This window comes from Bacillus paramycoides (assembly GCF_001884235.1).
GTDB classification, from domain to species: domain Bacteria; phylum Bacillota; class Bacilli; order Bacillales; family Bacillaceae_G; genus Bacillus_A; species Bacillus_A paramycoides.
Window position 1 is genome coordinate 34,715 of sequence record NZ_MAOI01000102.1, and the last position, 26,547, is coordinate 61,261.

The 26,547-nt window shown below is 33.9% G+C and carries 21 protein-coding genes and 4 pseudogenes; 8 read left to right on the forward strand and 17 right to left on the reverse strand.

Features of this window, described 5'->3' with window-relative positions:
* The first annotated feature begins 320 nt into the window (after positions 1 to 320).
* Both BAU28_RS22325 and BAU28_RS22330 read left to right on the forward strand, forming a co-directional pair.
* Positions 321 to 695, forward strand: coding sequence for a transporter (locus tag BAU28_RS22325; RefSeq protein WP_071720030.1), 375 nt, complete (start codon positions 321 to 323; stop codon positions 693 to 695).
* Between the two features lie 53 nt (positions 696 to 748).
* Positions 749 to 1,237, forward strand: a complete 489-nt coding sequence (locus BAU28_RS22330) for a hypothetical protein (protein WP_071720031.1) — start codon at positions 749 to 751, stop codon at positions 1,235 to 1,237.
* Between the two features lie 982 nt (positions 1,238 to 2,219).
* Here BAU28_RS22330 and desA read toward each other — a convergent pair.
* Complete coding sequence (desA, locus tag BAU28_RS22340) at positions 2,220 to 3,251, reverse strand: Delta(5) desaturase DesA (RefSeq protein ID WP_071720033.1); 1,032 nt, start codon at positions 3,249 to 3,251, stop codon at positions 2,220 to 2,222.
* 177 nt (positions 3,252 to 3,428) lie between these two features.
* Between desA and BAU28_RS22345 the strand changes: the two are divergent.
* A pseudogene (locus BAU28_RS22345) lies at positions 3,429 to 4,060 on the forward strand (IS6 family transposase).
* 285 nt (positions 4,061 to 4,345) lie between these two features.
* Here BAU28_RS22345 and pagR read toward each other — a convergent pair.
* From pagR to BAU28_RS22360, 3 genes are all read right to left on the reverse strand, one after another.
* On the reverse strand, positions 4,346 to 4,645 hold the full coding sequence (gene pagR, locus BAU28_RS22350) for a transcriptional repressor PagR (protein ID WP_071720034.1): 300 nt from the start codon (positions 4,643 to 4,645) through the stop codon (positions 4,346 to 4,348).
* A 264-nt stretch (positions 4,646 to 4,909) separates the two neighbouring features.
* Positions 4,910 to 6,457: an alpha-amylase gene (amyS, locus tag BAU28_RS22355; RefSeq protein ID WP_083594879.1), complete on the reverse strand. Its 1,548-nt coding sequence runs from the start codon at positions 6,455 to 6,457 to the stop codon at positions 4,910 to 4,912.
* A 442-nt stretch (positions 6,458 to 6,899) separates the two neighbouring features.
* On the reverse strand, positions 6,900 to 8,072 hold the full coding sequence (locus tag BAU28_RS22360; protein ID WP_071720036.1) for a tyrosine-type recombinase/integrase: 1,173 nt from the start codon (positions 8,070 to 8,072) through the stop codon (positions 6,900 to 6,902).
* Positions 8,073 to 8,473: 401 nt separating this feature from the next.
* On the opposite strand from BAU28_RS22360, the gene BAU28_RS22365 reads away from it, so the two are divergent.
* Entirely contained in the window at positions 8,474 to 9,475 is a 1,002-nt protein-coding gene (locus BAU28_RS22365) for a helix-turn-helix domain-containing protein (RefSeq protein ID WP_071720037.1), read from the forward strand.
* A gap of 132 nt (positions 9,476 to 9,607) precedes the next feature.
* Here BAU28_RS22365 and BAU28_RS31115 read toward each other — a convergent pair.
* The 3 genes and pseudogenes from BAU28_RS31115 to BAU28_RS22375 form a co-directional block, all read right to left on the reverse strand.
* A pseudogene (locus BAU28_RS31115) lies at positions 9,608 to 9,892 on the reverse strand (hypothetical protein); the annotation flags it as partial.
* Positions 9,893 to 10,211: 319 nt separating this feature from the next.
* Positions 10,212 to 10,868, reverse strand: a pseudogene (locus BAU28_RS22370) (IS6 family transposase); the annotation flags it as partial.
* Positions 10,869 to 10,955: 87 nt separating this feature from the next.
* The gene (locus tag BAU28_RS22375; protein WP_071720038.1) at positions 10,956 to 11,939 is read right to left on the reverse strand and encodes a DUF4003 domain-containing protein; all 984 of its coding nucleotides are present in this window, start codon (positions 11,937 to 11,939) and stop codon (positions 10,956 to 10,958) included.
* Between the two features lie 647 nt (positions 11,940 to 12,586).
* Here BAU28_RS22375 and BAU28_RS22380 point away from each other — a divergent pair.
* Positions 12,587 to 12,688, forward strand: coding sequence for a YjcZ family sporulation protein (locus BAU28_RS22380; protein WP_071720039.1), 102 nt, complete (start codon positions 12,587 to 12,589; stop codon positions 12,686 to 12,688).
* Positions 12,689 to 12,883: 195 nt separating this feature from the next.
* On the opposite strand, the pseudogene BAU28_RS22385 reads toward BAU28_RS22380, so the two are convergent.
* From BAU28_RS22385 to BAU28_RS22400, 4 genes and pseudogenes are all read right to left on the reverse strand, one after another.
* Positions 12,884 to 13,155: pseudogene (locus tag BAU28_RS22385) on the reverse strand (hypothetical protein); the annotation flags it as partial.
* 1 nt (position 13,156) lies between these two features.
* Positions 13,157 to 13,354 (reverse strand): helix-turn-helix transcriptional regulator, encoded by a 198-nt coding sequence (locus tag BAU28_RS22390; RefSeq protein WP_071720040.1) that lies wholly within the window; start codon positions 13,352 to 13,354, stop codon positions 13,157 to 13,159.
* Positions 13,355 to 13,451: 97 nt separating this feature from the next.
* The gene (locus BAU28_RS22395; protein WP_071720041.1) at positions 13,452 to 13,613 is read right to left on the reverse strand and encodes an aspartyl-phosphate phosphatase Spo0E family protein; all 162 of its coding nucleotides are present in this window, start codon (positions 13,611 to 13,613) and stop codon (positions 13,452 to 13,454) included.
* A gap of 462 nt (positions 13,614 to 14,075) precedes the next feature.
* Positions 14,076 to 14,951 carry a LysR family transcriptional regulator gene (locus tag BAU28_RS22400; RefSeq protein WP_071720042.1) on the reverse strand — a complete coding sequence of 292 codons (876 nt, stop codon included), beginning with the start codon at positions 14,949 to 14,951 and terminating at the stop codon, positions 14,076 to 14,078.
* Between the two features lie 115 nt (positions 14,952 to 15,066).
* On the opposite strand from BAU28_RS22400, the gene BAU28_RS22405 reads away from it, so the two are divergent.
* Positions 15,067 to 15,735, forward strand: a complete 669-nt coding sequence (locus BAU28_RS22405) for a YczE/YyaS/YitT family protein (RefSeq protein ID WP_071720043.1) — start codon at positions 15,067 to 15,069, stop codon at positions 15,733 to 15,735.
* Positions 15,736 to 16,176: 441 nt separating this feature from the next.
* Here BAU28_RS22405 and tdcB read toward each other — a convergent pair whose 3' ends face one another.
* Together tdcB and ald are read right to left on the reverse strand one after the other, a co-directional pair.
* Positions 16,177 to 17,178: a bifunctional threonine ammonia-lyase/L-serine ammonia-lyase TdcB gene (gene tdcB, locus BAU28_RS22410; RefSeq protein ID WP_071720044.1), complete on the reverse strand. Its 1,002-nt coding sequence runs from the start codon at positions 17,176 to 17,178 to the stop codon at positions 16,177 to 16,179.
* Positions 17,175 to 18,287 carry an alanine dehydrogenase gene (ald, locus tag BAU28_RS22415; RefSeq protein WP_071720045.1) on the reverse strand — a complete coding sequence of 371 codons (1,113 nt, stop codon included), beginning with the start codon at positions 18,285 to 18,287 and terminating at the stop codon, positions 17,175 to 17,177. The genes tdcB and ald overlap by 4 nt, the downstream gene beginning before the upstream one ends.
* Before the next feature lie 335 nt (positions 18,288 to 18,622).
* On the opposite strand from ald, the gene BAU28_RS22420 reads away from it, so the two are divergent.
* Positions 18,623 to 19,981: an APC family permease gene (locus tag BAU28_RS22420; protein WP_048371961.1), complete on the forward strand. Its 1,359-nt coding sequence runs from the start codon at positions 18,623 to 18,625 to the stop codon at positions 19,979 to 19,981.
* Between the two features lie 179 nt (positions 19,982 to 20,160).
* On the opposite strand, the gene BAU28_RS22425 is transcribed toward BAU28_RS22420, so the two are convergent.
* Together BAU28_RS22425 and BAU28_RS22430 are read right to left on the reverse strand one after the other, a co-directional pair.
* Positions 20,161 to 21,006, reverse strand: coding sequence for an oxidoreductase (locus BAU28_RS22425; protein WP_071720046.1), 846 nt, complete (start codon positions 21,004 to 21,006; stop codon positions 20,161 to 20,163).
* Between the two features lie 469 nt (positions 21,007 to 21,475).
* Positions 21,476 to 21,928, reverse strand: coding sequence for an SMI1/KNR4 family protein (locus tag BAU28_RS22430; RefSeq protein ID WP_048376745.1), 453 nt, complete (start codon positions 21,926 to 21,928; stop codon positions 21,476 to 21,478).
* A 456-nt stretch (positions 21,929 to 22,384) separates the two neighbouring features.
* On the opposite strand from BAU28_RS22430, the gene BAU28_RS22435 reads away from it, so the two are divergent.
* Positions 22,385 to 23,344 (forward strand): VOC family protein, encoded by a 960-nt coding sequence (locus tag BAU28_RS22435; protein ID WP_071720047.1) that lies wholly within the window; start codon positions 22,385 to 22,387, stop codon positions 23,342 to 23,344.
* Between the two features lie 523 nt (positions 23,345 to 23,867).
* On the opposite strand, the gene tnpB is transcribed toward BAU28_RS22435, so the two are convergent.
* Both tnpB and BAU28_RS22445 read right to left on the reverse strand, forming a co-directional pair.
* Positions 23,868 to 24,998, reverse strand: coding sequence for an IS200/IS605 family element RNA-guided endonuclease TnpB (tnpB, locus tag BAU28_RS22440; RefSeq protein WP_071720048.1), 1,131 nt, complete (start codon positions 24,996 to 24,998; stop codon positions 23,868 to 23,870).
* Positions 24,999 to 25,155: 157 nt separating this feature from the next.
* Positions 25,156 to 26,127, reverse strand: a complete 972-nt coding sequence (locus BAU28_RS22445) for an NAD(P)H-dependent glycerol-3-phosphate dehydrogenase (RefSeq protein ID WP_244158176.1) — start codon at positions 26,125 to 26,127, stop codon at positions 25,156 to 25,158.
* Positions 26,128 to 26,547 lie beyond the last annotated feature (420 nt).

Below are 26,547 nucleotides of genomic sequence, written 5' to 3' on the forward strand. Positions count from 1 at the left end.
ATAAACAACAAACTAAAGATAAATAAACAACAAATAAAAGACAAATAAGCAATAAATAACAATATTCCTAAAAAACATGTCGTTATTTGTTATTTTTCGTTATAAGATGTATAACGTAATATGGAGAAATGAATTATCCGAAAGAATTCTCCTTCCTCTTACCCCTAGCTTCGCTTCACCCCAGCCACTACGCTCACATCCAAAAACAAACATATCTGCCTTATAAAAATATTGCCTATACAAAGCGGATAAGCTTCATGTATAGGCAATATTACATATTAATACTTTAGGAAATTATAAAATAAAGAGGTGACTTTTAAATGTATCATGAGTCAATATATTATCCTTATATAAATTATGATCAATACTTCGATCGTCAATTCCCTGGTCTTCAAATTCCTGGTTTACCAGGAACATCAGGGTTTCCAGGAGAACAAAGTTCACAAGCCCCAACATCTCCTCCCCCATCATTTATTCCTCAACAATCAACAGCTTCACCATTTGCTGTTGATCCAGGAGCAATTTCATTCTGTTTATTTCGAAACACCTATATATGGCTTACAAATGGTGAACAGTTTTGGTATTATCCGATTTTTGTAGGACCAAGATCTGTTACTGGTTTTAGATGGAACGGTAGGTTTTGGATGATTTTTGGAATTGATACAAGAAGGATTAGTTCATTTACATGTTTTTAAAAATTATAGAGTAGCCATAAAGGTTTAATTATATAAACAAAAGAGGTATTTGAATGACAAACTTTCAATCATTTGAGGGTACAATAACTATGATTAACGATTTTGTAACAGGATCAAATGAAGAAATAGGATGTAATAAGTTAATATCCGTAAATAATGGTTATGGAACTCTAATAAATTTTGTAGTGAAACCAAATACTTATTTTATTGACTACGCAACAGTAGTAATAGGAGATAAAATAAGTGGATTTTACGATGCTAACGCTCCTGTTCCTCTCATTTTCCCACCACAATTTCAAGCAATTGTTATGGCTAAGTATACACCGCATCAAAATGTAAAAGTAGACTATTTTAATGAACAGTTGGAGAGTGGTGATGGAAAATTAAAATTAAATATTTCTCCTTCTACTCAAATTTTATTAACAAACGGTCAATTTTTTACAGGGAATCTTGTGAATCGAAATTTAATAGCTATTTACGGTCTTACAACAATGAGTATACCAGCTCAAACTACACCATATAAAATCATTGTTTTGTGTTAAAAGGGATACAGACCGATGCACATCAAGCTAACCAAAAGAAACACCCCAGTATTGACACTCCCACCCCTAAAGGGGCCAGCTGACTAACGCCAGTGGGATTCTTGCTACCAAAGGCGAAGTCCATTTCTGGTATCGCTGACGTGCAAGATTGCGGTGTGCCATCACCACTCCCACAACAGACCATATAGGTTCGTGGGCTACGGTACTGTGACCATACCGTACAGATTGTTGGTTCTCAAATGTTTTTACGTCTTTTGCATGACGACTTAATACATTTTACGGAGTAGAAGAATTTGCTACCCCAACCTCATATGTATTCTGTTTTCAGAGAACAGTCGTTTTAGAGTCTTTTGCATGACTATAAATAAAGTATACCATGTTTTGCTATGCAAAAACGCTGCTTTCATCCCACGTCTAAAGACGGACTAAAGTCCTGCGTGGGCTTTCGTGCATCGTAAATTCTGTAAAGATGAGATTTCACTTTAGAAATTGTCTTAGCGTATAAAATTCGGACTTATCTTAATCTCAATGTGAGAACTATTGGATTATCAATGGTTCTCACATTGTTTACATGTATTCAACGAAAGTTTGGTTTCTTCTTCAGACTCAAGCGTATAAACATGCTTTTATCTATTAAAAAGTCGATTATCAACGTAAGCCCCTTCGGTTCAATATAATTCATAAGGTGTTCCGATGTATACGGTTCTGGTGCAAAAAGGTGATAAATAAAAAAGGTTTTTGTTGCGAAGTTTCTCAAGAGATAAACATTTAGACAGTACATTGACAGCAGATTCTATTATTTTTTCTTCATCATTTTCATTTGAATTCAGTAGGGAACCAATTATCCCTAACAGCATTTCCTAATCCTCCGCAATTACAATTTGAATCATTTAAGTTTTCTCCTTATCGAGCATCTACTACTTAAACAAAGACTCCCCTTAAATCAAGGATTATTAAGGGGAGTCAGCCATAAATGATGAAATTATAGTTCGGATTTCACTTGAATAGAAACATTGTTTTTCGCTAAATATTTGACGTCTTTAAAGCTAACAAAATTGTTGTTTTGCTCATCCCATAGACGGAAACGGATTGACCGCAGGCTTGTAGCAAGAGTAATCGTTGGTACATTTTTTAAAGGAAGCGTATTATTGTGTGCCTCTTCTAGTTTATAGTTAGGTACTCTTGGACTTAAATGGTGAACATGATGAAATCCAATATTGCCAGTAAGAAATTGCAGGAGTTTTGGAAGTTTATAAAAAGAACTTCCTTCCACTGCTGCTTTCACATATTCCCACTCTTTATCTTCTTCAAAATAAGAATCCTCAAATGTGTGCTGTACGTAAAACAGCCAAATACCTACTGAACCTGATATTAAGAATATAGAACCTTGCACTAAAAGAAACGATTGCCATCCGAGTGCCCAGCAGAGTAACCCTACTAAAGCAACGATTAAAACATTCGTCAAATAGGTGTTCATGCGTTCCTTCTTTCTGGCACCTTTTCGGTTAAATCTATTTTTAAGCAGGAAAACATAAATCGGACCTAATCCAAACATAACCAATGGGTTACGATAAAAACGATATGCTAAACGGTGTCTAAGTGGCGCTGCCAAATATTCATTCACTGTAAGGGTCCAAATATCTCCTGTACCTCGCTTATCCAAATTACCACTTGTAGCGTGATGAATGGAATGCTCATGCCCCCATTGATCAAACGGGAATAAAGTTAAAACACCCATAAATGTCCCAACTATTCTATTTGCACGGCGACTTTTAAAAAAAGAATGATGGGTACAATCATGAAAAATAATGAAAATCCGTGTCAAAAACCCAGCGGCTATCACAGATGGAACTAATGTTAACCAATAAGAAACGGACAGGCTTTTATAAGCAAGGTACCATAATATAATAAATGGCACTATTGTGTTGATGATTTGCCAAATACTTTTTTTCGTCGTTGATTTTTCAAAAGGAGCAACTTGTTTTTTCAGGTTTTTAGTATTTTGTAAGGTCATTTTTTCTAATTCCTTTCCTTTATGTTGCTAATTCATATTATAACAGAATAGAATCGATATTGTTAGTAGTAGGTATTATGCGTAGGATATAAAAATGTCATATACAATCAAAAGGTTATGTTGCAAAGTTTTCTAAATGAGACTACACTCTAGAAAAAAGAGTAAGGAGAAACACAAATACGATATTTTAAAGGGAAACAGTTCAAACGAGATATTATTTTGGTAGCCATTTTGCTTTAAGCTATCGTGATGTCTCTGAAATTCTGAAAGAACGTGGTGTTTTGGTTCATCCCACAACCATTATGTGTTGGGTTCATGAATATAGGAGCTTGATTTATCAAATTTGGAAGAAGAAAACGAAAAACACCCACTTGTCTTGGAGACTAGATGAAACCTATATAAAAGTCAAAGGGAAATGGTGTTATTTATATCGTGCGATTGATATAGAAGGGCACGCATTCGATATTCAACTTCGTAAAAAGCGCGATCATCAGGCCGCTTATGCTTTTATGAAAAGACTAGTAAAAATGTTTGGAGAACCAACGGTTCTCACTACAGATAAGGCGCCCGCATTACTTTGTACGTTTAAGAAATTACGGGAAAAAGGCTTCTGTAATCACACTACTCATTGTACAATTAAATACCTGAACAATCTTATAGAACAAGATCATCGACAGGTGAAGCGTTGTTTTACCAAATCCGCAGGATTTCAAAGTATTCGTTATGCTTCAGGAATCGAAACCGTTCATGCCTCTGTTTATCTCTTGAGAAACTTTGCAACAGAACCCAAAATTTCATTAGAGGATTAAGATATACCTATGCAAAATTACATAATTATTACTTTAATATTTATGTATAATAATAGAGAACTGCTCAACATTTTTCTTTAAAGTCAGATTTTCAATCTCTAACTACCTAATGAACTCAAGTAAAGTATCTTAAAAGATAAAAAAGACGCTAAAAAAGCGTCTTTTTTATAAGGACTTTTACTAATTTTTCACTTCCGTACATTAAATGAAAACATAAGTCCTTGTATCGTATTGAATATATAATTTTTATTTTACTTTAGAAAATAGGATGCAGTTATATAGAGTCTATTGGAAAGGGCCTAATAACTCAATAATTTCTTCAGCTTTTGGATTTTTAATGCTGTAGTAAATTTCTAGACCTTGTCGATCTCCTTTTAAAACTTTCCCTCTCATTTTAGATAAGTGCTGGGATACAGTTGATTGTGGGAGTTTTAAGATTTGGGTTATTTGTGTTACATTTAATGTTTTATGTTTATAAAGTTCACTAATTAGTTTTAAACGCATAGGATGTGCCATTAATTTTAAAAGTTCAGCATCTTCTTCTAAATTCATGTACTCAATTTCATGATCTACAAATATCGTCATAGTAATTCCTCTCCTTTTACTATTTGTTTTAATATAGTTCAATCTTTAAATTACATAATATTCTTATGTTTAGATATTAATTATATAATTTGAATATGTACTATTTATGGAATTGATATGTGTTTAACATGAAGTTTTCAGAAGCGCTTACCTGAGTGTAATATATTTTTGAACTATATATGATAAAATACACCTCTAAATGAACAGAATAAAACAAAGAAGCTGACTTATTTTCAAGTTTGCTTCTTCGTCTCCATATCTAATTTACTTCTGAACATATATTGAAACAGAGCCTCCATTTACATGGAACTGCCCCCATCCATCTTTATTAATCGTTACAGTATTTGTTTGATTGCCCATAATATCATACCATATTTCCTCTGCATTGTTCTTTCCAACATTCATCCATTTTGATCCTCCTGGTCCATCAGAGATTAATGTTGCTAAACCAGAATTAGCATGTATACTATCCCCTTCTCTTGTCCAGCCAATCACATCTGGATGGTCTAAATAATCATGTTGCGTACCATATGCAAAGTTTTTTCGTGCCATCAGAATTGGATCAATTTTATCCTTTAACGTTGGAATTTCATAACTACTATTTCCATTTGTGCCATAGTAATCTCCATAAAAAACAGAAGGATATCCCTCTGCACGTGTTAAAATAAATGCATAGGCCAACGGCTTAAACCAAGGACTCACAACAGATTCCAATGACTGGCCAGGCTGAGAATCATGATTCTCAACGAGAGTAACAGCTAGTGTAGGATGACTTTCTACTACCGTACCCTTTAAAATATTCCTCATATCATAATTTCCATTTCCTGTTGAAGCATAATGAAAATTATAATGAAGGGGCGCATCGAACACAGATTGATTATAATTTACTTTCCCTAAATAATTATTTAAAGCACGAATATCATTTTGCCAATATTCAGCCACTGTAAACATTTCTTTCCCCGTTTGCTTTCTAACATGATTTACCCAATCGCGGAGATATTCATGATCAATATGTTTAACTGCGTCTAACCGAAAGCCATCTAAATTTAATTCGTTCGCATACCAGGTTCCCCAATTTTTCATTTCATTTGCAACATCAGGATGATCGAAATCAAGATCTGCATACATTAAATAATCATAGTTACCATTCTCACTAGACACTTCCCAGTCCCAAGCTTTACCTACGCCTCTAAATTTATAAATTCTATTTAATTTCCTTCCCTCATCCCAATCTGTTCCATCAAAATGATACCATCTCCATTTAAAATTAGAATAGAAATCCCCGCGTCCTGGAAAATCAAATCCCGTCCACGCATTTATTTGATAATCACTCGATGTTTCAATATTTCGATTATTACGGTCTACCTCAACAGCTGTTACAATCTCAGTATAGTCTGCCCCACCTTTATGGTTCATAACAACATCACCGTATACATCGATATTTTGATTATGTAAAGCCTCAATTGCAGATTTTAATTGTACTTTTGTCCCATATTTTGTCCGTATCGTTCCTTTTTGATTGAATTCTCCCAAATCATATACATCATACACTCCATACCCTACATCATTTTGTGAAGTTCCTTTATATGCAGGTGGCATCCATACAGATGTAATTCCTTTATGAGCTAAATTTTCAGCATCAGTACGCAAACGATTCCAATGTTCCCCATCATTTGGCACGTACCACTCGAAATACTGCATTAAAGTTCCATTGTTCACTGTAGCTGCATTTACTTTATTTTCTCCATATATATTAGGGGAAAATAAAGTAAATAACAAACATACTGCTATTACTCTTTTCAATAAGTTCACACCCTTCAATAAATTTACGCAAACGCTTTCATCACTCTTTAAAATTATTATACCCGTTCTAATTTTAGTAATCTAGCATACTTTTAATTTTTTGCACTATGCTTTTTGAATTGATTCAGTCCACTTTCCTTAAAGAAATTATATTTATCTAAATTACCTAAAAATATTTTCGAAAATTAATACCTAAAATAAAAAACCAAGATAACTTCCTAAAATCATATTGATTTTTCTTTGTTAAACATGTCTTCATTATTTTTAATTAATAGAGATCAGATCTAACACGTCTACTTGACTCCCCATTGTCTTTGTAAATTTTTCCACTCAGTTTCTGCTCACACAACTTTCACATCATCCTGAGGATACACGTATGATACAACAAAAATACCAACAAATAATTATGTAAAAAATACATAATTATTTGTTGGTATTAACGCCATGAATTCTATATCAACATATCAGCGAAAGTGGATCCTACGTTATTTTTACGTTTCATATGCTTCTCTAAATAGATCTTTGTTGTTTGAATATTTTCATGGCCAAGTGTTTGCATTAAATGATATAAATCTGCATTTCCTTTCTCTACTGCCATAATTGCAAAAGCATGTCGAAATGTATGTGCGGTTACTGGATTTTCACGGTATTGTAAGAACTCTAAGTTTGTCTTTTTTATCATATCCGTTACCTGATTAGATAGTGTTTTAGAGTTATAAGCATTTCCTCTTTGATTTATAAATAACGGACTCTCATCCCCTTTTTCCAATACCGTTTGGAAACCTCTTCTTCTCCTCATTTCACAAATACATTGATATAAATGTTCTGAAACGAAAAGTTCACGTACCTTGTCCCCTTTTCCTCTAACTTTTAACCAATACTTCCCGTCATAGTGTAAATCTTTTACGCTTGCAGTACACAACTCCTGAATACGTGCACCAGTACTAGCCAATGCAAGTATTATTGTATAGTTTACTAAATGTCCTCTCTCTTTATAAAAACCTAATATTTTCATGACTTCCTCATAGGATAAATCACGATTTGGCCAATCTTGGTCATTTACATTTGCTCGCTGCAGTTCTTTATAAAGCGGCTTTTCGATATAGCCAAATGCATGAAGGTGTTTAAAAAAAGAACGAATTAATACTGTTTTCTTCGCGAGTGTTGCGACTGCATAGGTATTACCATTCCGACCATTTTGTACATTTTTCAACCAGAAATTAAATTTACGAATGTGCCAAGGCCGCAATGTTTTTAATAAGGAAGCATTTTGCTGTACCTCTTCCACATTCACTTCAAACTCTTCTGCATGCTGCACCATACATTGGCAAAATGATAAGATTTCAGACACATAACCCTTTTTTGTATCCTCCTTTCTATTTTTTTTCTCATCCATATCTTTTTGCAAATGCACAAAATGATAGATCACTTCAAGATCGTTTAAAAAATCATATTTCCCCTTACCTTCTTTTTCTGCTGCCTCCATCTTTTGTTCCACATCATTCATATAACGATTATTATGCAGAAATGAACCTATACCTCTTATATCTTCTAAATACACATCTATAAATTCCTGTTGATTGTTTGTAATAGGTAATAATTCTTTTTGATTTTTATCATCCATACTTCTACTACACCTCTTCTTGTATAGATTTTTAATCTTAATATATTTATTAAGTATACTATGATTTACATAGCACTTACATCAATTATACAAATTAAAAATCATATTCTTTCTGTAATAAGGTACCATTCTTCTCTATTTATTTATACTTATAATTTTTAATAATTTTTTATAAAATAGATGTACACATATTATATTTTCATTAAATATTATAAAACATTTAAGTATTAAACAAAGATAAAATTTGTTTCACATATAAATAACTTATAGAATGACTTTAATATACAATAATAATTTTCTATTTTTAAAAATAGAAATCTTATTTTATATATAATTAGGAATCTGATATGATATATACATAGTTTATAAATTACGGAAAATAAATAAGGAGGTATACTTTCATGACACAAGATTTACTGTTTATTACAAAACCTACAGTAACAACAAAAGAAGCAGCGGATTTAATGGGAGTTACCGTTCAAACCATTTTAAAGAAAGAAAAAGAAGGATTAATAGAATGTGTATATAAAGATAATTGGAAGCAATTCGGGAGCAAAATATTCTATTTAGAAGATATTGAACGGTTAATGAATAAAGAGGAAGTAAAAGGATTAAGTACAAAAGAAGCAGCAGAAATTCTAAACGTAGCACCTTCCACTATCTTTACATACATTAAGTCTGGAAAGTTACCAGCCACAATGGTAGAAAAGCGTGGTAAACAAGTATATGTCATTAATGAAGAAGAGCTAGAAATTTTTCAGCTTAATTATAAAAAAACAACAACAAAAGAACGAAAGATGTTTATTACGAAGATTCATGACACCAATATTTATCTATATCAATTAATAACACACCAACACACTGAAAAATCAGCTCGTATAATAGAGATAAATGGTACTGATGGAAAGATTATTACAGAGGATGAAGAAATCTTTCCTTTATCAAAATATAAAGAACTTGGCTATTCATTTAAACCTTTTAAAAAGCAAGCAGTCATAACGAAACGAGGTTATTTATCTTTTACATTTAAAAAGCCTCAATTATTTCATTCCATCTCTTACAATTTAATAAACTTATTTTATAAAGAACTCGGTGTTACAAATATGCGATTAACTACTATGCCTGATACCATCAAACTAGAAATTAAACCATTCGTTTTACAGGTGGATCCGTTGCAATTTCAAGAAGAGATTAAATACTTACATTCTCATATGAAATCCGGTTCGATACTTCCACATGTAGAAGGGATTTACTTTAAAAGTAATGTAGAGCCATTAACTTTTCATGCAGATCATGAATTTAAACAAAAAGTAGTTAAAATGGCTAATGATGCTGGTATGGGGCAGGAAGACTTTTTGTTGCAAGCTGTAAAATCTTATATAACAAATTTAGAACAGCAATAAATATGTTATCAATTAGAAAAAGTGTAGAAATTAAACCTTTCTACGCTTTTTTAAATTACTTAATTTAGTCTTGATTCTCCTTTATAAATTCATTATTACATAAATAATTTTCAACACTTCACCCTAAAAACATTACAGTTTGGGTAGAGCTGACGGTCCGAATCCATTTAAAAATATTTTACTGGCTTTTACAATTGTTTCGATAGGTATTTCTTTAATCATTTGAATCTTCCCTTGTTATCCCACTTTATTTCGAGCATGAGCAAACCTATCTGCGTCATCCATTAATGCTTTTTTTCTCAGTTCATAGGTTTGTCGAAAAGAAAAATCTTGACTCATCCGTTTCCACTAATCCATTGCTTTTTGTAAAATAGAATTTTGGCTCATAGTAATATCCTCCAACATTTTGGTTAAATACAAGAATGCTTTAGCTCAAACTGCAAATAATCTTTGTTTGAAATATTACCCAGATATAATGTCTGTTGGGTTCCCGCTAAGTTTTTATTGTTGGTTTTCTAGTCAGGCTGTTTATAGATATGAAAAAACACCCCATTAGTTAAAAATATCCATTGGGTTGAAACGGTACACCTTTCATTCTCTTACTATATATTAAAATGAAAGGTGAATAAGATTAAACTGTCTATAATAGACTATATAAAACAAATGGTTTACCATAATTTTTTTATAGTAAACCCTTCTATCGTTTTATATTTACTTCCATTAATTCAAAATCTCATTAAAATATCTTGTGCACTATTTTTAGGATTCTGGTGCAAAGATTGCATCTATATGCAGCCATTCCGAATAGTTGATGAATAAACTTCATTTCATTTTGGACAGACTTGTCCCGTAAAATAAGTTGGCCTTTTTTAATGATATGCATCGCTTCAATAGATTTAGCTGTACGAAAAGATTTCAATCCCAACATTGAACGAACTCTCTTTTTAATAAAACGATGATCTTGCTCTACAATGTTATTAAGGTATTTTATCTGCCGTATTTGGATGCCTACAGGCATCCTCTTCTCTTTCTTCAACTCTTCAATCGCTATAGGATAGGCCGGATTTTTGTCTACTGTAATCACACGGGGCTTTGAAACGTGAAAAGACTGCAAAGCTTTCTTGAAAAAACGCTTTGCAGCCCTATGATCTCTTGTTTTGCTTAAATGAAAATCAATTGTATTTCCTTTTGAATCAATAGTACGATATAGGTACATCCATCGATCTTTGACTTTCAAATACATCTCATCGACTCGCCAAGAATCATTGGTTGATTTAGGATGACATCGTACGCGCTTATCTAATTCGGGACCATATTAATGAACCCATCGTATGATAGTTGTATGAGCAAGGAATAGCCCACGTTCTTCCATCATTTCGACTAAATCACGAAAACGAGTAGACTATAATCCAGTTAATCATGATGTATGTAACCCTTTTTGAGAAATCCTACATATAGCGTTCATGTAGCACATTGCACGTTATGAACTACTGCTAGCAGAAGTTGCTGCAGAGGAAGCGGTAATTGCTGCTAGCATAGCTGCCTGCTGTGCCTGTATGAGAACCTCTATCATTGCTTGTAAACCTGTGCTGGCAGCGTGACTTTCCGCACCTTTCTGACTTACGAACAGTTGGATAGCAATAAGAATATTTGCATCCGTATGCCAGCGGAATAATTTGTCCCCCTGCAATTTTTCAATGAATGCTCGAATAGAATGAACTTCTTTCTCTCCATCCTCAAGCAACGCTAGTAGTCCGATAGCCGGATAATGCATCTGTTTCACTTTTACCTTTTCTTGCTTTAGCAGATTCCATATGTTTGTGTATCGTGCTACTAAAATATCTTCACTGACATCCTTCTTTAGAGAAAGAATATGACTTAAAAATTGAAGATTATTCCCTTTGTACATACCAGCTGCCGCCAGCTTCTGGTAGAGACGTTCCACTCGATCCATAAGCATCTCTACTTTCTCTGATTGTCCTGCTAGTAAAACAGCGAGCGGGTAATCATCTGTACTTGTAAGAAAGAAGTGATCCTCTTTCATGCGTTTATATACTTGCAGCGACCGCTGAATACGTGTATCATGCTGTTCATTGTCTTCTGGTAAAAGCGCTGCTGCTGCCAAATAAGTGAATATACTCCGGCTAAAGCCACCAGCGACCAATCGTTCATATAAGTCTAGAAACTGTTGAAACGCTTCTTTGTAATATGTAAAGTGAATATCTAATGTTGCTGCAACCACAAAGCGGTGATAGGACTTTAAATAGGAAAACATCCCTACCTGATCTTTAATATAATTACTAATTTCTAAAAACCGCCTAAGATCAAATGGCTTATCGCTGCCTGCATACATAGCGGCAATCATCATCCCAGTCCGAGAATCACTAGTTTTCCACCTTAGTTCTCCCTTCAACTGTGTATATATGTGTGTATATTGCTCCAACTTCTGCTGCAATGTAATCATAGTGGCCCCCCATTTTTCTTGTGCTTCTCTTCTATCATACTATTATTCCATATTTAGGAACAATATTTTTGATACATAATTTTCAATCTTATACTTCTCTTGGTATTTTTTCCATAATACCCCCATTAGCTATAAGTAAAATCCCATTTCCATGTTTGAGGTGATAAATTTCAAATATTTTCTTTTTGTAATAAAAGGGGGACAAATCCATTACTATCATCCTAAGATGAATTTACACCTATAATTCATAGAAAGTGCTATTTTTTTTGTAGAAATATACAGAAAGGATGGTGTTTTTTTGATTATATGGATACAAATTTATCTTAGCTTGATAGCGATGTAGCGGTACCCCTATAAAAATAATATATTTCAATTAATAACTCCTATTTTTGGAATAAAATATAGATTTGATTCATATTTCTCAATGACTAATATTACTTAACATGGTAAAATAATATTCGGATGGGAATCCAATACATATTATTAAAATTAAGATGGTTCAAGTCGGAGGAAGGCACCTTAGGGTGTCTTTTCTTTATTTTCAAAAGGACCTGCTCAATTCATGCATAAAAACATAAAGTAAATTGAATCCGTTAAAATACATGAGTGAACCCTAGTTTTCCCCTCTCATTAAAGGAGGAACTATTATGGGCTTTGGTGGTAGTTGTGGCGGTTTTGCTGGCGGCTTTGCTTTATTAGTTGTATTGTTTATTTTATTAATCATCGTTGGAGCTGCTTGCTTCTGCTAAAAAACTATTGGAAAAGACACTCTTATATGGGTGTCTTTTCTTTATACTTTCTAAAAATGTCCTAACATATAATATCCGAGTTTTGCCGTCAGTACCCCATCGTTATTAAGCTAACAAAACAAAATACCCCCAAAAACGAAAAAGAGATGAAGAAAATAATAAAAAAGCTTATCATTAAGTGCTAAAAGATAAGCCTTTTTGTCTTAATTTTTCCTTGTTATCGATTTCTGGCTCAAAAACACCAGCTAAAATGGATCTAAAGAAGAATACCATATAACAGATAATGATACCAAGAGCAGTAGCCCATTCTAGAAACGGTCTTTGTAAGTATACGCCCCTTAGTATTAAATCTATGAAGGCTAGCAATAAAACCCCAACTCCAGATTGAGCCCAAATTTCATTTCAATTTGTTGAATTCTTTCATCTGAATGTGTACTGAGTGAAAACCAATTTTTAAGTTTTTCCATTCTATTTTCCCTCCCAAAATAATTCATCTAAAGTTTTATCAAGTGATTTAGCTATATCAATGCAAAGCTTTAAAGATGGATTATATTTATTAAGTTCAATAAGATCAATGGTTCGTCGAGTAACATTTATAAGCACAGCTAATTCGTGTTGAGTTAACCCCTTTTCCGTTCTTGCAATTTTTATTTTGCTTACTGACATTAAATACACCTCGTTCTAAAATCAGAACGGGGTTATACATGTTTGAGGTTTGAAAATTAAATAACTTTATTGTCACTTCACAAGTGTAAAGTTAATTTTATATCATCTTATTATTTTTATAAATAAATTTATTCACTAATATATCTATATCTCGACTTAAATTTAGCACCTGCTTATGTCTAAATCCATATTTTTCTACAAGTTTAATTAGTTTTGCTTTCTTTTCTTCAATTAAATCTTGTAAGTTTCTCATCTCCATATCTAAAAGGCCCCTTTTTGACGATTTAGCATTTATATAATAGTATAGATATAAAAATAAAGAAACTGGAAATTTTGGTAATAGAAAGTAAAATATATTTTAATATATATTAAAATCTTTATATATTTGTATTTAAATTAATCTATTTTGATGTTATACTAATACCAACCAAGAAGAATCTAATTAATCATGACTAATCACTACATTTTCTTTATGTCATCGTATAAAAAGACACTTTAAATAGTGTCTTTTTTACATATTGAGACGATTACTGTGGTTACTTATTGACTATTGAGGTCTTTAATGAATTTCCTTTGTTGGCTGACTCATTGTCTCCCTATATAATTGGAGTATTGGCAGTGAATTCACACCATATACAAATTCACTAATAATAGGTTCTAATCCACATGGTAACAACCAGAAATCTTTAAATTCCTGATTGATATAATATGTTCACTTCATCTAATCAACAATCTCCCAAAATTGAATGACCGCCTTTGAGAGTGGTTTATCTTTTAACCTTATAAAAACTGGTTCCACACTAAAATCAAATTGTTTAAGTTCAAAAAGCGTTGTATTTTCCAAAAAATGCGACGTATAATCCATTCTTGGGATGATAGATATACCTAATCCTCTGCTTACAAGTGCTACAACCATTGTGACATCTTTACACTCAATAATAATATTCGGCTTCAGATTACGTTCATTAAATGTTTCCAATATACTTTCATATAAAAAATGCCCTTCCATTGCCCCTAACATAATAAAAGGGAATGAAGCTATTTGTTCCAACGTCATATCCTGTGATGAAAATAATGATAGCCATCTAGTTGGAATAATTACGACGAATGGCTGTTTATTTAATATTTTAACTTGATAGTGTTCACTATTGTCCGGGCGTAAGAGTAATGCAATATCAAGTTCTCTTCGTTCCAGTTTTTTTAATAGTACTTCTGAGTTTCCTGTTATTATATTGATTTTAATTTTGGGATATTGTGTTCTAAACATACTGACATAGTCAAGGAGTATATTCGAACATGCAGATGATACACCAATGCTTATTATTCCTGCTATCCCTTGTTCAATCTCTTGAATTCGCTGTTTTACCTCTTGCATTTGTATCAACATTTTCTCTGCATATTGATACAATAGTTCACCAGTTTCCGTTAGTTCCCATTTTTTTCGGTATCGATGAATCAAAGTTGTACCAAGATCATTTTCAAGCTTTATTAACATTTGGCTAAGCGGCGGCTGCGCTATATGGAGAACTTCTGCTGCTTTAGAAATACTTCCCTGTCTTACAATTTCTCTGAAGTAATGTAATTGTCGAATATCCATTTCGCACCCCATTATATGTTTTTTGATATGATTAGTTTATCATATATATATTATTAATATCTTAAATTCACTGCTATACTTACTCGTATACTATTTATAGAAAGCGAAGGATATTATGAATCATATGAGTAAAACAATGAGGCGAATCATCTTATACGTGCTTGGCTTATTTCTTTTGTCGTTTGGCGTTAGTCTCTCGATTCGAGCAGGATTTGGTGTATCGCCTGTGTCATCACTAGCATACGCAATGAAGCTAACGACTAGCTTATCACTTGGTTTCACAACAGTGCTTGCCAATCTGTTATTTATTGTTATCCAAGTAATATTAAATAAACGAATTGAGTTAAATGAATTTGTAGTTCAATTAACTATTTCGTTTTTATTCGGGGGCTTCATGAATATAACGCTTTTCATAGTTCAAATGTTTCCTACTCCTGAAACAATTTTTTCTCGAACTATATTTTTAATTGTTAGTTTTTTCGTTATATCTGCTGGTTTAATGGGGTATTTCACAGCGAAACTTCCATTAATGCCATACGATGCATTAACGTATGCAATTCATGAAAAATTCAATTTAAAATTTAGTAAAGCGAAAATATCAAGTGATGTAATTAATGTTTGTATTGCCGGCGGAATATGTATAATTTTCATTCAATCATTAGGCTCAATCGGAATTGGTACACTAGCCGCTGCCTATTTCGTCGGAAAAATTTTAGGCTGGCTGCTATCACATTACCAACAACCTCTTCTACAATGGACATCTAAAACTGAACGCGCTGCCTGAAAAAGCGTATAAGAAACTAGTGAATGTCAGGAACAAGAAATTCGCTCATCTTAATGAATTAGCCCATTGTGTTCAACATCCTATATGGGGTACGGAAACGATTTTGGGTATGGGGTGCTACCACACATTGCCATCAACTTAAGAAAACAAGTCACCCCAAAAACGAAAAAACGCTATTCTTCCTGTATATTTCTACAAAAAGAATAACGTTTTTTCGTTTTATAGATACAATTTCGTATGAAGAAGGAGAATTCTTTCGGGAAGTGCGGTTAAATTCTTTAATACTAATTTCTCTCTTCACTTTCTCTTAATAACCGCGTTACCAATTCCTGTTTAACAGATTGCCCATAGATTCCATCCCCCTTTACCAAAAAAGAGCTAAGATGTTTGCTCTTAGCTCCTTCTTGGTAAAATCGATTTATTTTTATAATTCTTCAATCATTATTTCACTTCATTAGCCACAAAAAAGTGTTCACATACATTTGATATACGTTGCAAGTCCACATTTCCACCGGATATAACTGCAACTACTTTTTTTCCTTTTGTATATTTATCAACTTTTCCTGAAAGAAGCGCAGCGGTAGCTAATGCTCCAGCCCCTTCTACAACAGCTTTCCCACGTTGTAATAAATCTTTCATCGCCACTTCTAGCTCTTCTTCCGATACTGTTACAATATCATCTACTAGTTCCTTTACAACTTCGAAAGTTAAGCTGCCTGGTATTTTAACTGCACAACCATCCGCTATAGTCGGTGCATGATAATGCTCCACGATTCCTCCATTATCATAAGATGCTTTCATTCCATGAACATTATCCGCTTGAACACCTATCACATTAATTGATGGATTAAAAGATTTTAATGCAACAGCAATTCCAGAAATAATTCCTCCTCCACCAATAGGTACAATTATAGTATCAACATCCCACAAATCATCAAGAATATCTAAACCAATTGTTCCTTGTCCAGCCATTACTTCTACATCATCATATGGATGTAAGTATGTCTCTCCTGTTTCTTGTATAATTTCCTCACACTTCGCTTTGGCGTCATCAAAAGTTTCACCATATAAAATAACTTCTGATCCATACCCTCTAGTTGCCTCTACTTTCGCTTGAGGTGCAGAAACTGGCATAACAATTTTACTCTTAATTCCAAGTAAATGAGCGGATAAAGCAACACCTTGTGCATGGTTTCCTGCCGAACAAGCAATAACACCTCGTTCTTTTTCTTGTTCTGTCAAATGTGACATTTTATTAAAGGCACCACGGAATTTAAAAGAACCCGTTAATTGCATATTTTCTAATTTCAAATAAATTTCTCCACCTGTTTTACTAGTCAAATAGAAAGATTTAACTAATGGTGTTTTTCTAGCATTTTTATCAAGAACCTTTTGGGCTTTTTTGATGTCAACAATATCTAATGGCATTTTTTTGGTTATCATACTAACACTTCTTTCAATTGTTTATAATCTAACCCTAGCGTCATTCCTAAATTTGCGTAAGTAATGACCCCTTTATAGATATTTACCCCGGATGCTAATGATACTTTATGCTGCATAGCGGATTCTAATCCTTCTTTAGCAATTGCTAGTAAATATTCAATATTTCCATTCGCTAACGCGATTGTAGCGGTACGTGGGGTGGCACCAGGCATATTTGGCACTGCATAGTGTATTACGTCATGTTTAATGAATACCGGATCATCATGTGTTGTATACTTATCAATTGTTTCAACTGTTCCACCTTGATCTATTGCGATATCTACAATAACACTTCCAGGTTTCATAGATTGAACCATGTACTCTTTTACGATTTTTGGAGGTCTAGACCCTGGAATTAAAATTGTTGAAATAAATAAATCGGCTTCCTGAATCATTCGCTCCAAGTTTTCAGTGTTTGATTCAATGATTTCAACATTTTCTTTCGCATATTTCTCTCTTAAATGAGAAATTCTTTCTTGATTTATTTCTAATATTGTAACTTTACAACCAATTCCAATTGCCATATCACAAGCGTTAATTGCAGCATTTCCTCCACCCAGAATCACAACATTTCCGGCAGGGATTCCCTCAATTCCAGATAATAAAATGCCTTCTCCTTGATGTTGCTTTTCTAAGTAATAAGCACCCATAAATACTGCTCGTCTACCAGCAATTGCGCTCATAGGTTTTAATAATGCTAGATTTCCATTTTCACTAATCGTCTCCCCTGCAATTGCAGTTGTGCCAGCATTTCTCATTGCCTCTACACACTCTTTAGAAGCGGCCAGATGTAAGAATCCCCATACAATAAGATCCTTTTTAAAGTAATGATATTCTGCAGGTAGTGGTTCTTTCACCTTGACTACCATATCAACATCCCATGCTTCTCCTTGCGTCACGATACTTGCACCAGCGTTTTTATATTCATCATTTGTATAACCAGATCCTGATCCGGCATCTTTTTGTACTAAAACTTCATTTCCATCTGCAACTAATCTTTGAACATTTTCTGGAGTCATCCCTACACGAGCTTCTCCTTTTTTTATCTCTTTCACTACACCAATTTTCATAACAACACATCCTTTATTAGATTCAGATATAAATTATATTGTCTATGATTTGATAAACATTAAAGTAGCAAAAACCAATAAAAATGTTATGGCAATATAATTCATTTTGCGTCTTGCTGTTGCACCTACAAGATAACACCACTCAAAATTATGAGTCAATCAATTTGTGAAAAAGTTCACAAAGTAGACTTTTTTATTCAAAATTCTATTTTTATCTAACAAATAAAATTGAATCTAGGGTCCCCTTATGATACTCTTCATTTGTGAAACATTTCACATACCACAATGTTAAATTTGTAAATAAGTATGCATTCTTTCAACTAGGAGTGATTATAATGTCACAGCAACAATTAAAAAAGGATATTGGTTTCTTTGCAGCATTAACCACTGTTATTGGTACTGTTATTGGAGCCGGGGTATTTTTTAAACCTACAGCACTTTATGGGGTAACTGGTACAGCCAGTTTAGGCTTACTTGCCTGGATCATTGGTGGGGTATTAACAGTATGTGCGGGTCTGACCGCTGCCGAACTATCTGCAGCCATCCCTGAAACAGGTGGAATGATGGCATATTTAAAGCGCACTTATGGAAACTTAACAGCTTTCCTACTTGGATGGGCACAAACTGTAATCTACTTTCCTGCTAATATCGCAGCACTTGCGATCATCTTCGGAACACAAACAGTTAGTTTATTTGGTTTAGACATTAGTGAACACAAAATGTTGATTATCGGAATTTCTGTAGCGACTGCAACATTTGTAACTCTTATGAATTTCTTAGGAGCAAAAGCCGCCGGTGGAATCCAAATGGCATCTACTATATGTAAGTTACTTCCACTAGCCCTTATTATCATTTTTGGATTACTACACAAAGGCGATGTTACTTTTCAACTCTTACCAATTGAAGCTGGACCAGACAAATCGTTTATATCTGCACTTGGATCTGGTTTACTTGCAACAATGTTTGCATATGATGGCTGGATTCATGTAGGAAATATCGCTGGAGAAATGAAAAACCCTAAAACGGACTTACCAAAAGCAATTGTATTAGGGTTATCAGCTGTTATGGTTATATACTTACTTATAAACATTGCGTTTCTTATGGTCATGTCCGCAACATCACTTGCAGCGACTGATACTCCTGCTTCTGAGGTAGCAACAATTATTTTTGGCGCAATGGGTGGTAAATTAGTTACAATCGGTATTTTAATTTCCGTATTTGGAACAATCAATGGTTACATTATGACTGGAATGAGAATTCCATACGCTATGGCAGTTGAAAATAAATTACCATTTAGCAAATGGTTTGCTACATTAACTAAACATAGCAAAGTCCCTTATAACTCCGGTTTATTTATGTTATTTGTATCTATTATCATGATGGTCATTGGTGGATTTAATACTTTAACAGATATGCTAGTCTTTGTAATATGGATATTCTACACAATGACATTCCTTGCTGTCTTTATTTTACGAAAAAGAGAGCCAGAACTTGTACGACCTTATAAAGTTCCACTATATCCGATAATACCAATAATCGCCATTATCGGTGGGCTATTCATCGTTATTAATACATTATTTACTCAAACACTTCTAGCACTGTCAGGAATAGGTTTAACCTTAATTGGTCTCCCTATTTATTTTACAATGCGGAAGAAGGGACCTTTAATCATAGATAATAACAGTAAAAAGTAATCCTATAAAAAGATTTAAATTTTACCAATGTCATATAAGTAGCCTTAATAAAAATTTAAAAGGAAAGAGCCTATTTTAACCAACAAAATAGGTTCTTTTACTTTAATGTACCTATATCAAGTAAATAAACAGAAATGTTTACTGAACATACGATTTTTATTAGTTTAATAATATTTTTATCATGATTTATCAAAGTCTGTTGAACAGGTTATGTCCTTCCATTTATCAAACTCTTTTTGTAAGGTAACTACTTTTTCCGAAGCCACATGATAAGCATCCGAACCTAGCAATAAATGAACGGGAGGATCTGTTTCTGCCGCTGTGCGTATCATAGCTAAAGCAGCTTTTTCGGGATTACCTTCTTGTTTCCCATCCATAACATTATCAAGAAAATCCTTTATCTCATGGACTGCTTTATAATCCTCAATTTGTTCTTTACTATACATAACGGAACCACTACTTAAGAAATTGGTTCTAAAATAGCCAGGTGCTACCATTGTAACTTTAATGCCAAATAGCTTTGCTTCCTCTGCCAGAGACTCAGATAAACCAACCACTGCAAACTTTGTAGCACTGTAGCTACCAAAACCCATACTGCCCACGTATCCTGCAAGTGAAGCTATATTAAAAATATGCCCTGATTTTTGTTTCCTTAAATAAGGCATTGTTTTCCTAATTACATTCAATGTACCAAATACATTCACATCAAAGTTTTGACGGATTTCTTCGTCTGTTAGTTCCTCGAGACTCCCACCTAAACCGTAACCAGCATTATTTACAACGACATCAATCTTACCAAAAGTTTCAATGGTTTTCTCAATTGCTTGTTGTACGCTGGCCTCATTAGTCAGGTCAACCGACAATGGTAGAAATCGTTTTGTATCATCATTAACTACCTTTATTAAATCATTTAATGTTCTTGAAGTTGCAGCAACCTGGTTGCCATTCTTTAATAATTGTTTTACTAATTCAAGTCCCAAACCTTTTGAGGCTCCAGTTACAAACCATACTCTATTTTTACTCATAGCGAATATTCATTCCTTTCTTGTCAAACCTATATTTTTACCAACAAAAAACTATTTTTGGATAATTATAGCGTTATGAAGATAAGAGTAATGATGAGTTTTCTTTTTGTATATCATATTCATTTCAAGTTAGCATAACGTTCTATTATACGTAGTAAACAAAGGGGCTATCACCATTTTTTACATGGATTAAGCCTTTTCTCTTTTGAAAGCTTTATACAAAAATGTATACATGCCTTTTTTATTAAGAATGATTTCTCTGGATTGTCTATATTTTCTGTATAAAAATCATATATCCTCTATTTTGTCTAATGCAATATTTTAATGCAGCTCATCACCATTCATGACATATAAGGGTGAATCTAAATCTTTCTTTTATGAGTTAAGATGAAGAAAGGAAAAAGAATATGATGGTATCAATAAAGTTCAGTCTAATACATTTTTTTAATGGAACAGTATGCTATAACAATTAATCCTCATTATAGAGATTATCTACAGTTTCTTGCAAAGAATCTAAAAGATAATCTCTGAAATTACCGTAAGTAACTGCATACAGTTCCTTTGAAAAACGGCTCCAAAAAATAACAGGGCACTCACCATTCTTCATTTGACTTATATCTAGGCATGTTACGGTGCCATCAATATCATTTAAAACAATATAATGTAATGGTAAGTCATACGTTTCTCTGTACAATTTTGTATGATAGACTACGGATGAATCTACTGCCGTACTTTCACATCCGTGTATCTCGATCCCGTCAAGACCGCCACTTCCATACTGTTTTAAAAACCAATGATAACTACTTGGGAATGAAATATTTAGAATCTGTGCTGCTTGTTGAATCGTATCTTCATTTGCACTACCCATAAAGTCGCCAAGTTTTTGATATGTGGTAATGATTGAAATAATCTTTTCATTCATTTTTTTATCTTCCTTCCAACCAAACATAGCTTTTAGTCTCCCCTTTTTATAACCAATAACATTATCTTTTTTATAGAGATAGAACCAACAAAACGGGTTGTCCCCAAATCGATAAAAATGAGCTTTATTACTACAAAAGATTATAAAGAGTATTTCTGTGATTTAAAATAGCAACGATAATACTCTAAAAAACAATGCATCGTATCTTATTATCTTAAATAGGCTGTAGTATTTATAACTGCCAAATCTTTTAGAAGACATGAAACATAGTATTAAACCAAACCGTACATTAAATCGCAATCGAATCGAACAATAAGTACGACACGTGCTGGTATTGATGAGTTCTTGGATCGTACACTCTCCAAGAACCTTAATTTGCAAGAACTAGCGCTTTTAATCTTCTGTGAATATCAACGAAAAAATAAATTCTAAACGTAAGAATAAGGAGTGAGTACTGTGAACGATAAGATTAAGCATATTCATCATGTAGGCCATGTCGTAACAAATATAGAGATTGCACTAAAGCTATACCGAAAGATAGGCTTCGTATGTCCTCCTCCAGCCTATCCGATGATGGCCGAAAAAGAAGGCGAGGTACCTAAGCCATTTGGTGCAGCAAATACACATGCCACATTTCTCCATAATTTTATCGAAATCGTTACTGTAGTGGAAGACGAAGAACGAATTCCTCACGATGCCATCCTTGTGCCCATTCAGGCTCCCCCGACTTTACTTCCTCGAATTCTTGAAAATATCAAACGCACTGTTGCTACCATTTCTAGGTCTCTATCACGTTTCGAAGGAACACATATCTTATGCTTTTGTACACCTGATGCAAAGGCATATGCAGCTCAATTCGATCAGGATAGTGTTCATAGCGGTGTTAATAGCGTTCAACGTCCTATAGAGACCGTAACTGGAATGCAAGTGGTCTCTTTTAACTATATAGAAATTGATGGAGAAGATGTGCCGGAAGGTCGACTAGCCATCGCTGAAAATCCGCCGTTGGAGGTTTTGAAGGCACAATCTCATATGAATCATCCGAATGGAGCGATTGAGTTAGTGGAAGTAATTCTTTGCGTTGCTGACTCTAAGCTTGATGATTTCATCAAACGCTATCGGCGCTATCTAGGTCGTGATGCACAAACGAAGGGTATGACACGCATTTTTGATCTTAATGGTGCTCACATAACAATTGTTCCTGAGTCCCGATTGACCGATATTTTTCCAGGTGAAGTGGTACCGCCTTTGCCAGGGTTTGTCGGATATACTGTTACAGTGCGTGATATCTTAGCTACACGTAAATATATCGAAGGAAATGGGTTCCCAGTTGTTGAAACAGAAGGGGGGGATATTTTCGTACCGGCTTCCGCATTTCTTGGTACTGCCATACTCTTTAGACAAAATAGAGAGTGAAATTGCAACTTAATGTCCTGTTAATCATCTAATTTTAACTTATAGAACACATAAATATGTTTTTGGATGCAGTAATAACAAGGTTTCATGTTCCTTAATGTATAATTTCCCCAGAATGGTATCGTGTGATCTCCTTATTTAAAAAGCCAGGTTGATTAAAAGCAGCCTGGCTTTTTGGTGTCATCATACATTACTATCAACCTAAGAGGAATTTATACCATAACTCATAGAAAGGATGGCGTTTTTTCATTTTAGTGGGTATTTTATTTTTTTTAGATTGATGGGGATGGGGTACCGCCAGCATTATGGAAAAAAACATGCTAAGCCAAAAATATAATAAGCTGCCCATATGGACAGCTCATTTACATAATTATCGTTAGCGGAAGTAAATCAATTTGGTATGTTTAATATAAGCACTCGTTTATTGAAGAAGTGATTTTCATTGAACTACTCACCACTTAACATCCTTACGGACTGTTTGAAGTGGGAGATTCCTAAGTACAGAAACCTAACGGTTTCTAATTCAGTAGGCTATCCCCGTAGTTCCTACGGTTAAGAGACGAATTGCTTCGTTTCTAAGATTGAGCGCTGCATTTCGATCTCTATCGTGATGTGTGCCACAAGAAGGACAACCCCACTCACGAATGGTTAGATTTTTAACGTCTTTGTTTTTGTATTCACAATTGGAACATAATTGACTAGAAGCAAATGTTTTAGATACCACAACCACTTGTTTGCCATACCACTTGGCTTTATATTCCAACATAGTTCGAAATTGTGACCAAGATACTTCACTAATCGCTTTTGCAAGCTTTCTGCTTTTGAGCATGTTACTGACTTGTAAGTCTTCCATACCGATGACATCGTGGTTTTTGATGATTTCAGTAGAAAGTTTATGTAAGTAATCAGCTCTTGCATTTGCAATATGTTCATGGATTCGTGCAACTTTCACACGTTGTTTATTCCAGTTCGAAGAACTTTTCTTTCTTCTAGAAAGGATACACTGTGCTCTTGCTAACTTCTCTTCTAATGTACGAAAGAATTTATGGTTCTTGTATGTTGTACCATCAGAAAGAATGGCAAAATCTTTTAATCCAACGTCAATTCCACAAGTGGATTCCGTTTTAGGCATTTCTTGTACCTCTGTTTCGACGAGCATAGATACAAAGTATTTACCACTTGGGTTACGGCGAATCGTTGCATTTAGAATACGACCTTCTACTTCACGACTTTTGGCAAAGCGAACAAGGCCAAGTTTCGGCAATTTCATTTTGTTGCCTACAATTGAAATGTTTCCGTTCGTTTGCTTAGTTGTGTAGGATTGAATCTTATTCTTTTTAGACTTGAAACGTGGAATATCATTTTGTTTCTTGAAAAAACGTGAAAAAGCATCTGCGAGGTTTTTTAATGTGGATTGAAGAGCAATACTATCTACTTCCTTTAACCAGATTGTACCTTGCTTCTTTTTTAATTGAGTGAGCTCGGCAGAGCAAGAAGGATAGGTTAATCCTTTTCCTGTTTCTTTATAGGTGTTATTCCATAGAGCTAGAAAATGGTTAAATACAAAGCGACTGCAACCAATCGTTTTAGCAATTACTATTTCTTGTTTCTTATTTGGGTAGATACGAAATTTATATACTTTATTTACTAACATAGGTTGCACCTCACTTTGTTATAGGATATCTACAGTATACAAAAAAACGTAGGCTTACGCCTACTGACATTCATCTCCCACCTACCGTTGGGCTAGCGCCCTTCACACCCTTGAGGAAGGAGTATTCCGTCAGAAAACGATAAAAAACATCTTATCATTAGAATTCAAATTTAACAGGTCTTAAAAAAAGTTTTTCTAATGTATCTTTTGCATCTTTACTTTCAAACAAAATCTCATATAAAGCGTTACTAATTGGAAGTTCAATATCATATTGTTTAGATAGTTCTTTCAATGCTTTTACTGTTGAAACTCCTTCTGCCAATTTTTCAAACTTTTGACCTAAGACAAACGCTTCTCCGAATTTTCGATTATGACTATGTAATGAGAACAATGTTGCCTCATAATCTCCTAAATGACTCAATCCATATATCGTTAAATCATTTCCTCCCATAGCTGTAACCAAACGTGAAAGTTCCCTGGTCCCTCTAGCCATTAGTGAACCTTTCAAACTGCTATAATTCAATCCATCCAACATTCCTGCGGCGATTCCCATAACATTTTTTGTAGCAGCTCCTATTTCATTGCCAATCAAATCTTGTCCGTAGTAAAACCTTATTAAATCACTATTAAACTCTTGTACAACCTTCTTAGTGATACCAATATTCTCAGATCCAATCACCATACAATTCGGAATGTCATTCACAAAATCCTGTACATGCCCAGGTCCTACCCAAACAGCTATATTGGTATTTTTTCCAACGATTTCACCAAATACTCGAGAAAGCCTCTTTCCACTTGTTGCTTCAAGTCCTTTCATACATAAGATGAAGGTTTTTCCTTGTATTTCATTAATTAAGTTTAATTGATTAGCAAATGAACGTAATTCCTGTGCACTAATCGATATAATAATAATCTCCGCAAATGAAATTGCTTTATGTAGAGAATTACTTAGCTCGATATCTTCTGAGAGCTTAAGATAATCATTCTTTCTTGTTTCATTTAATTCAATGTAATTTCTTGAGGTTTCTCTCCCCCACAACATTACATTATGACCAACTTTGTTAGCATACCAAGCTATAAAAGTACCCCAACGTCCACAACCAAGAACTGAAATATTCAATAATCTCACCTTTGTCTTTATAAATTTTTTACTATGTTTTCCTTTACATGAATGGTTTTACTTATATTGTTCAATATTGGATAAACATTAACAAATATCCTTCATCTTGTGCAACTAACCTGTTCGTTAGTTGCACAAGATGAAGGATATTCCATACAGCTCTAATTAACATAAGATGACATTATCAGTAGTCAACAATGGATAGAATTTTCGTTATGGGGGAATTTTGATTTTCTAGGTTGATGAGTATGTGGCGGTACCACATGCCCATCAACCTAACAAAAATAAACTACCTAAAAATGATAAAACTGAGCAACTCAGGCAAAAACCTTGCTTTGGGGTAATAGGCCCAGATCGTAAAAGGCTATTCCATCACATCTTCAAAGCGTAACTACAACAAGGACAAGCCAGTTTTGGCTTGTCCTTGTT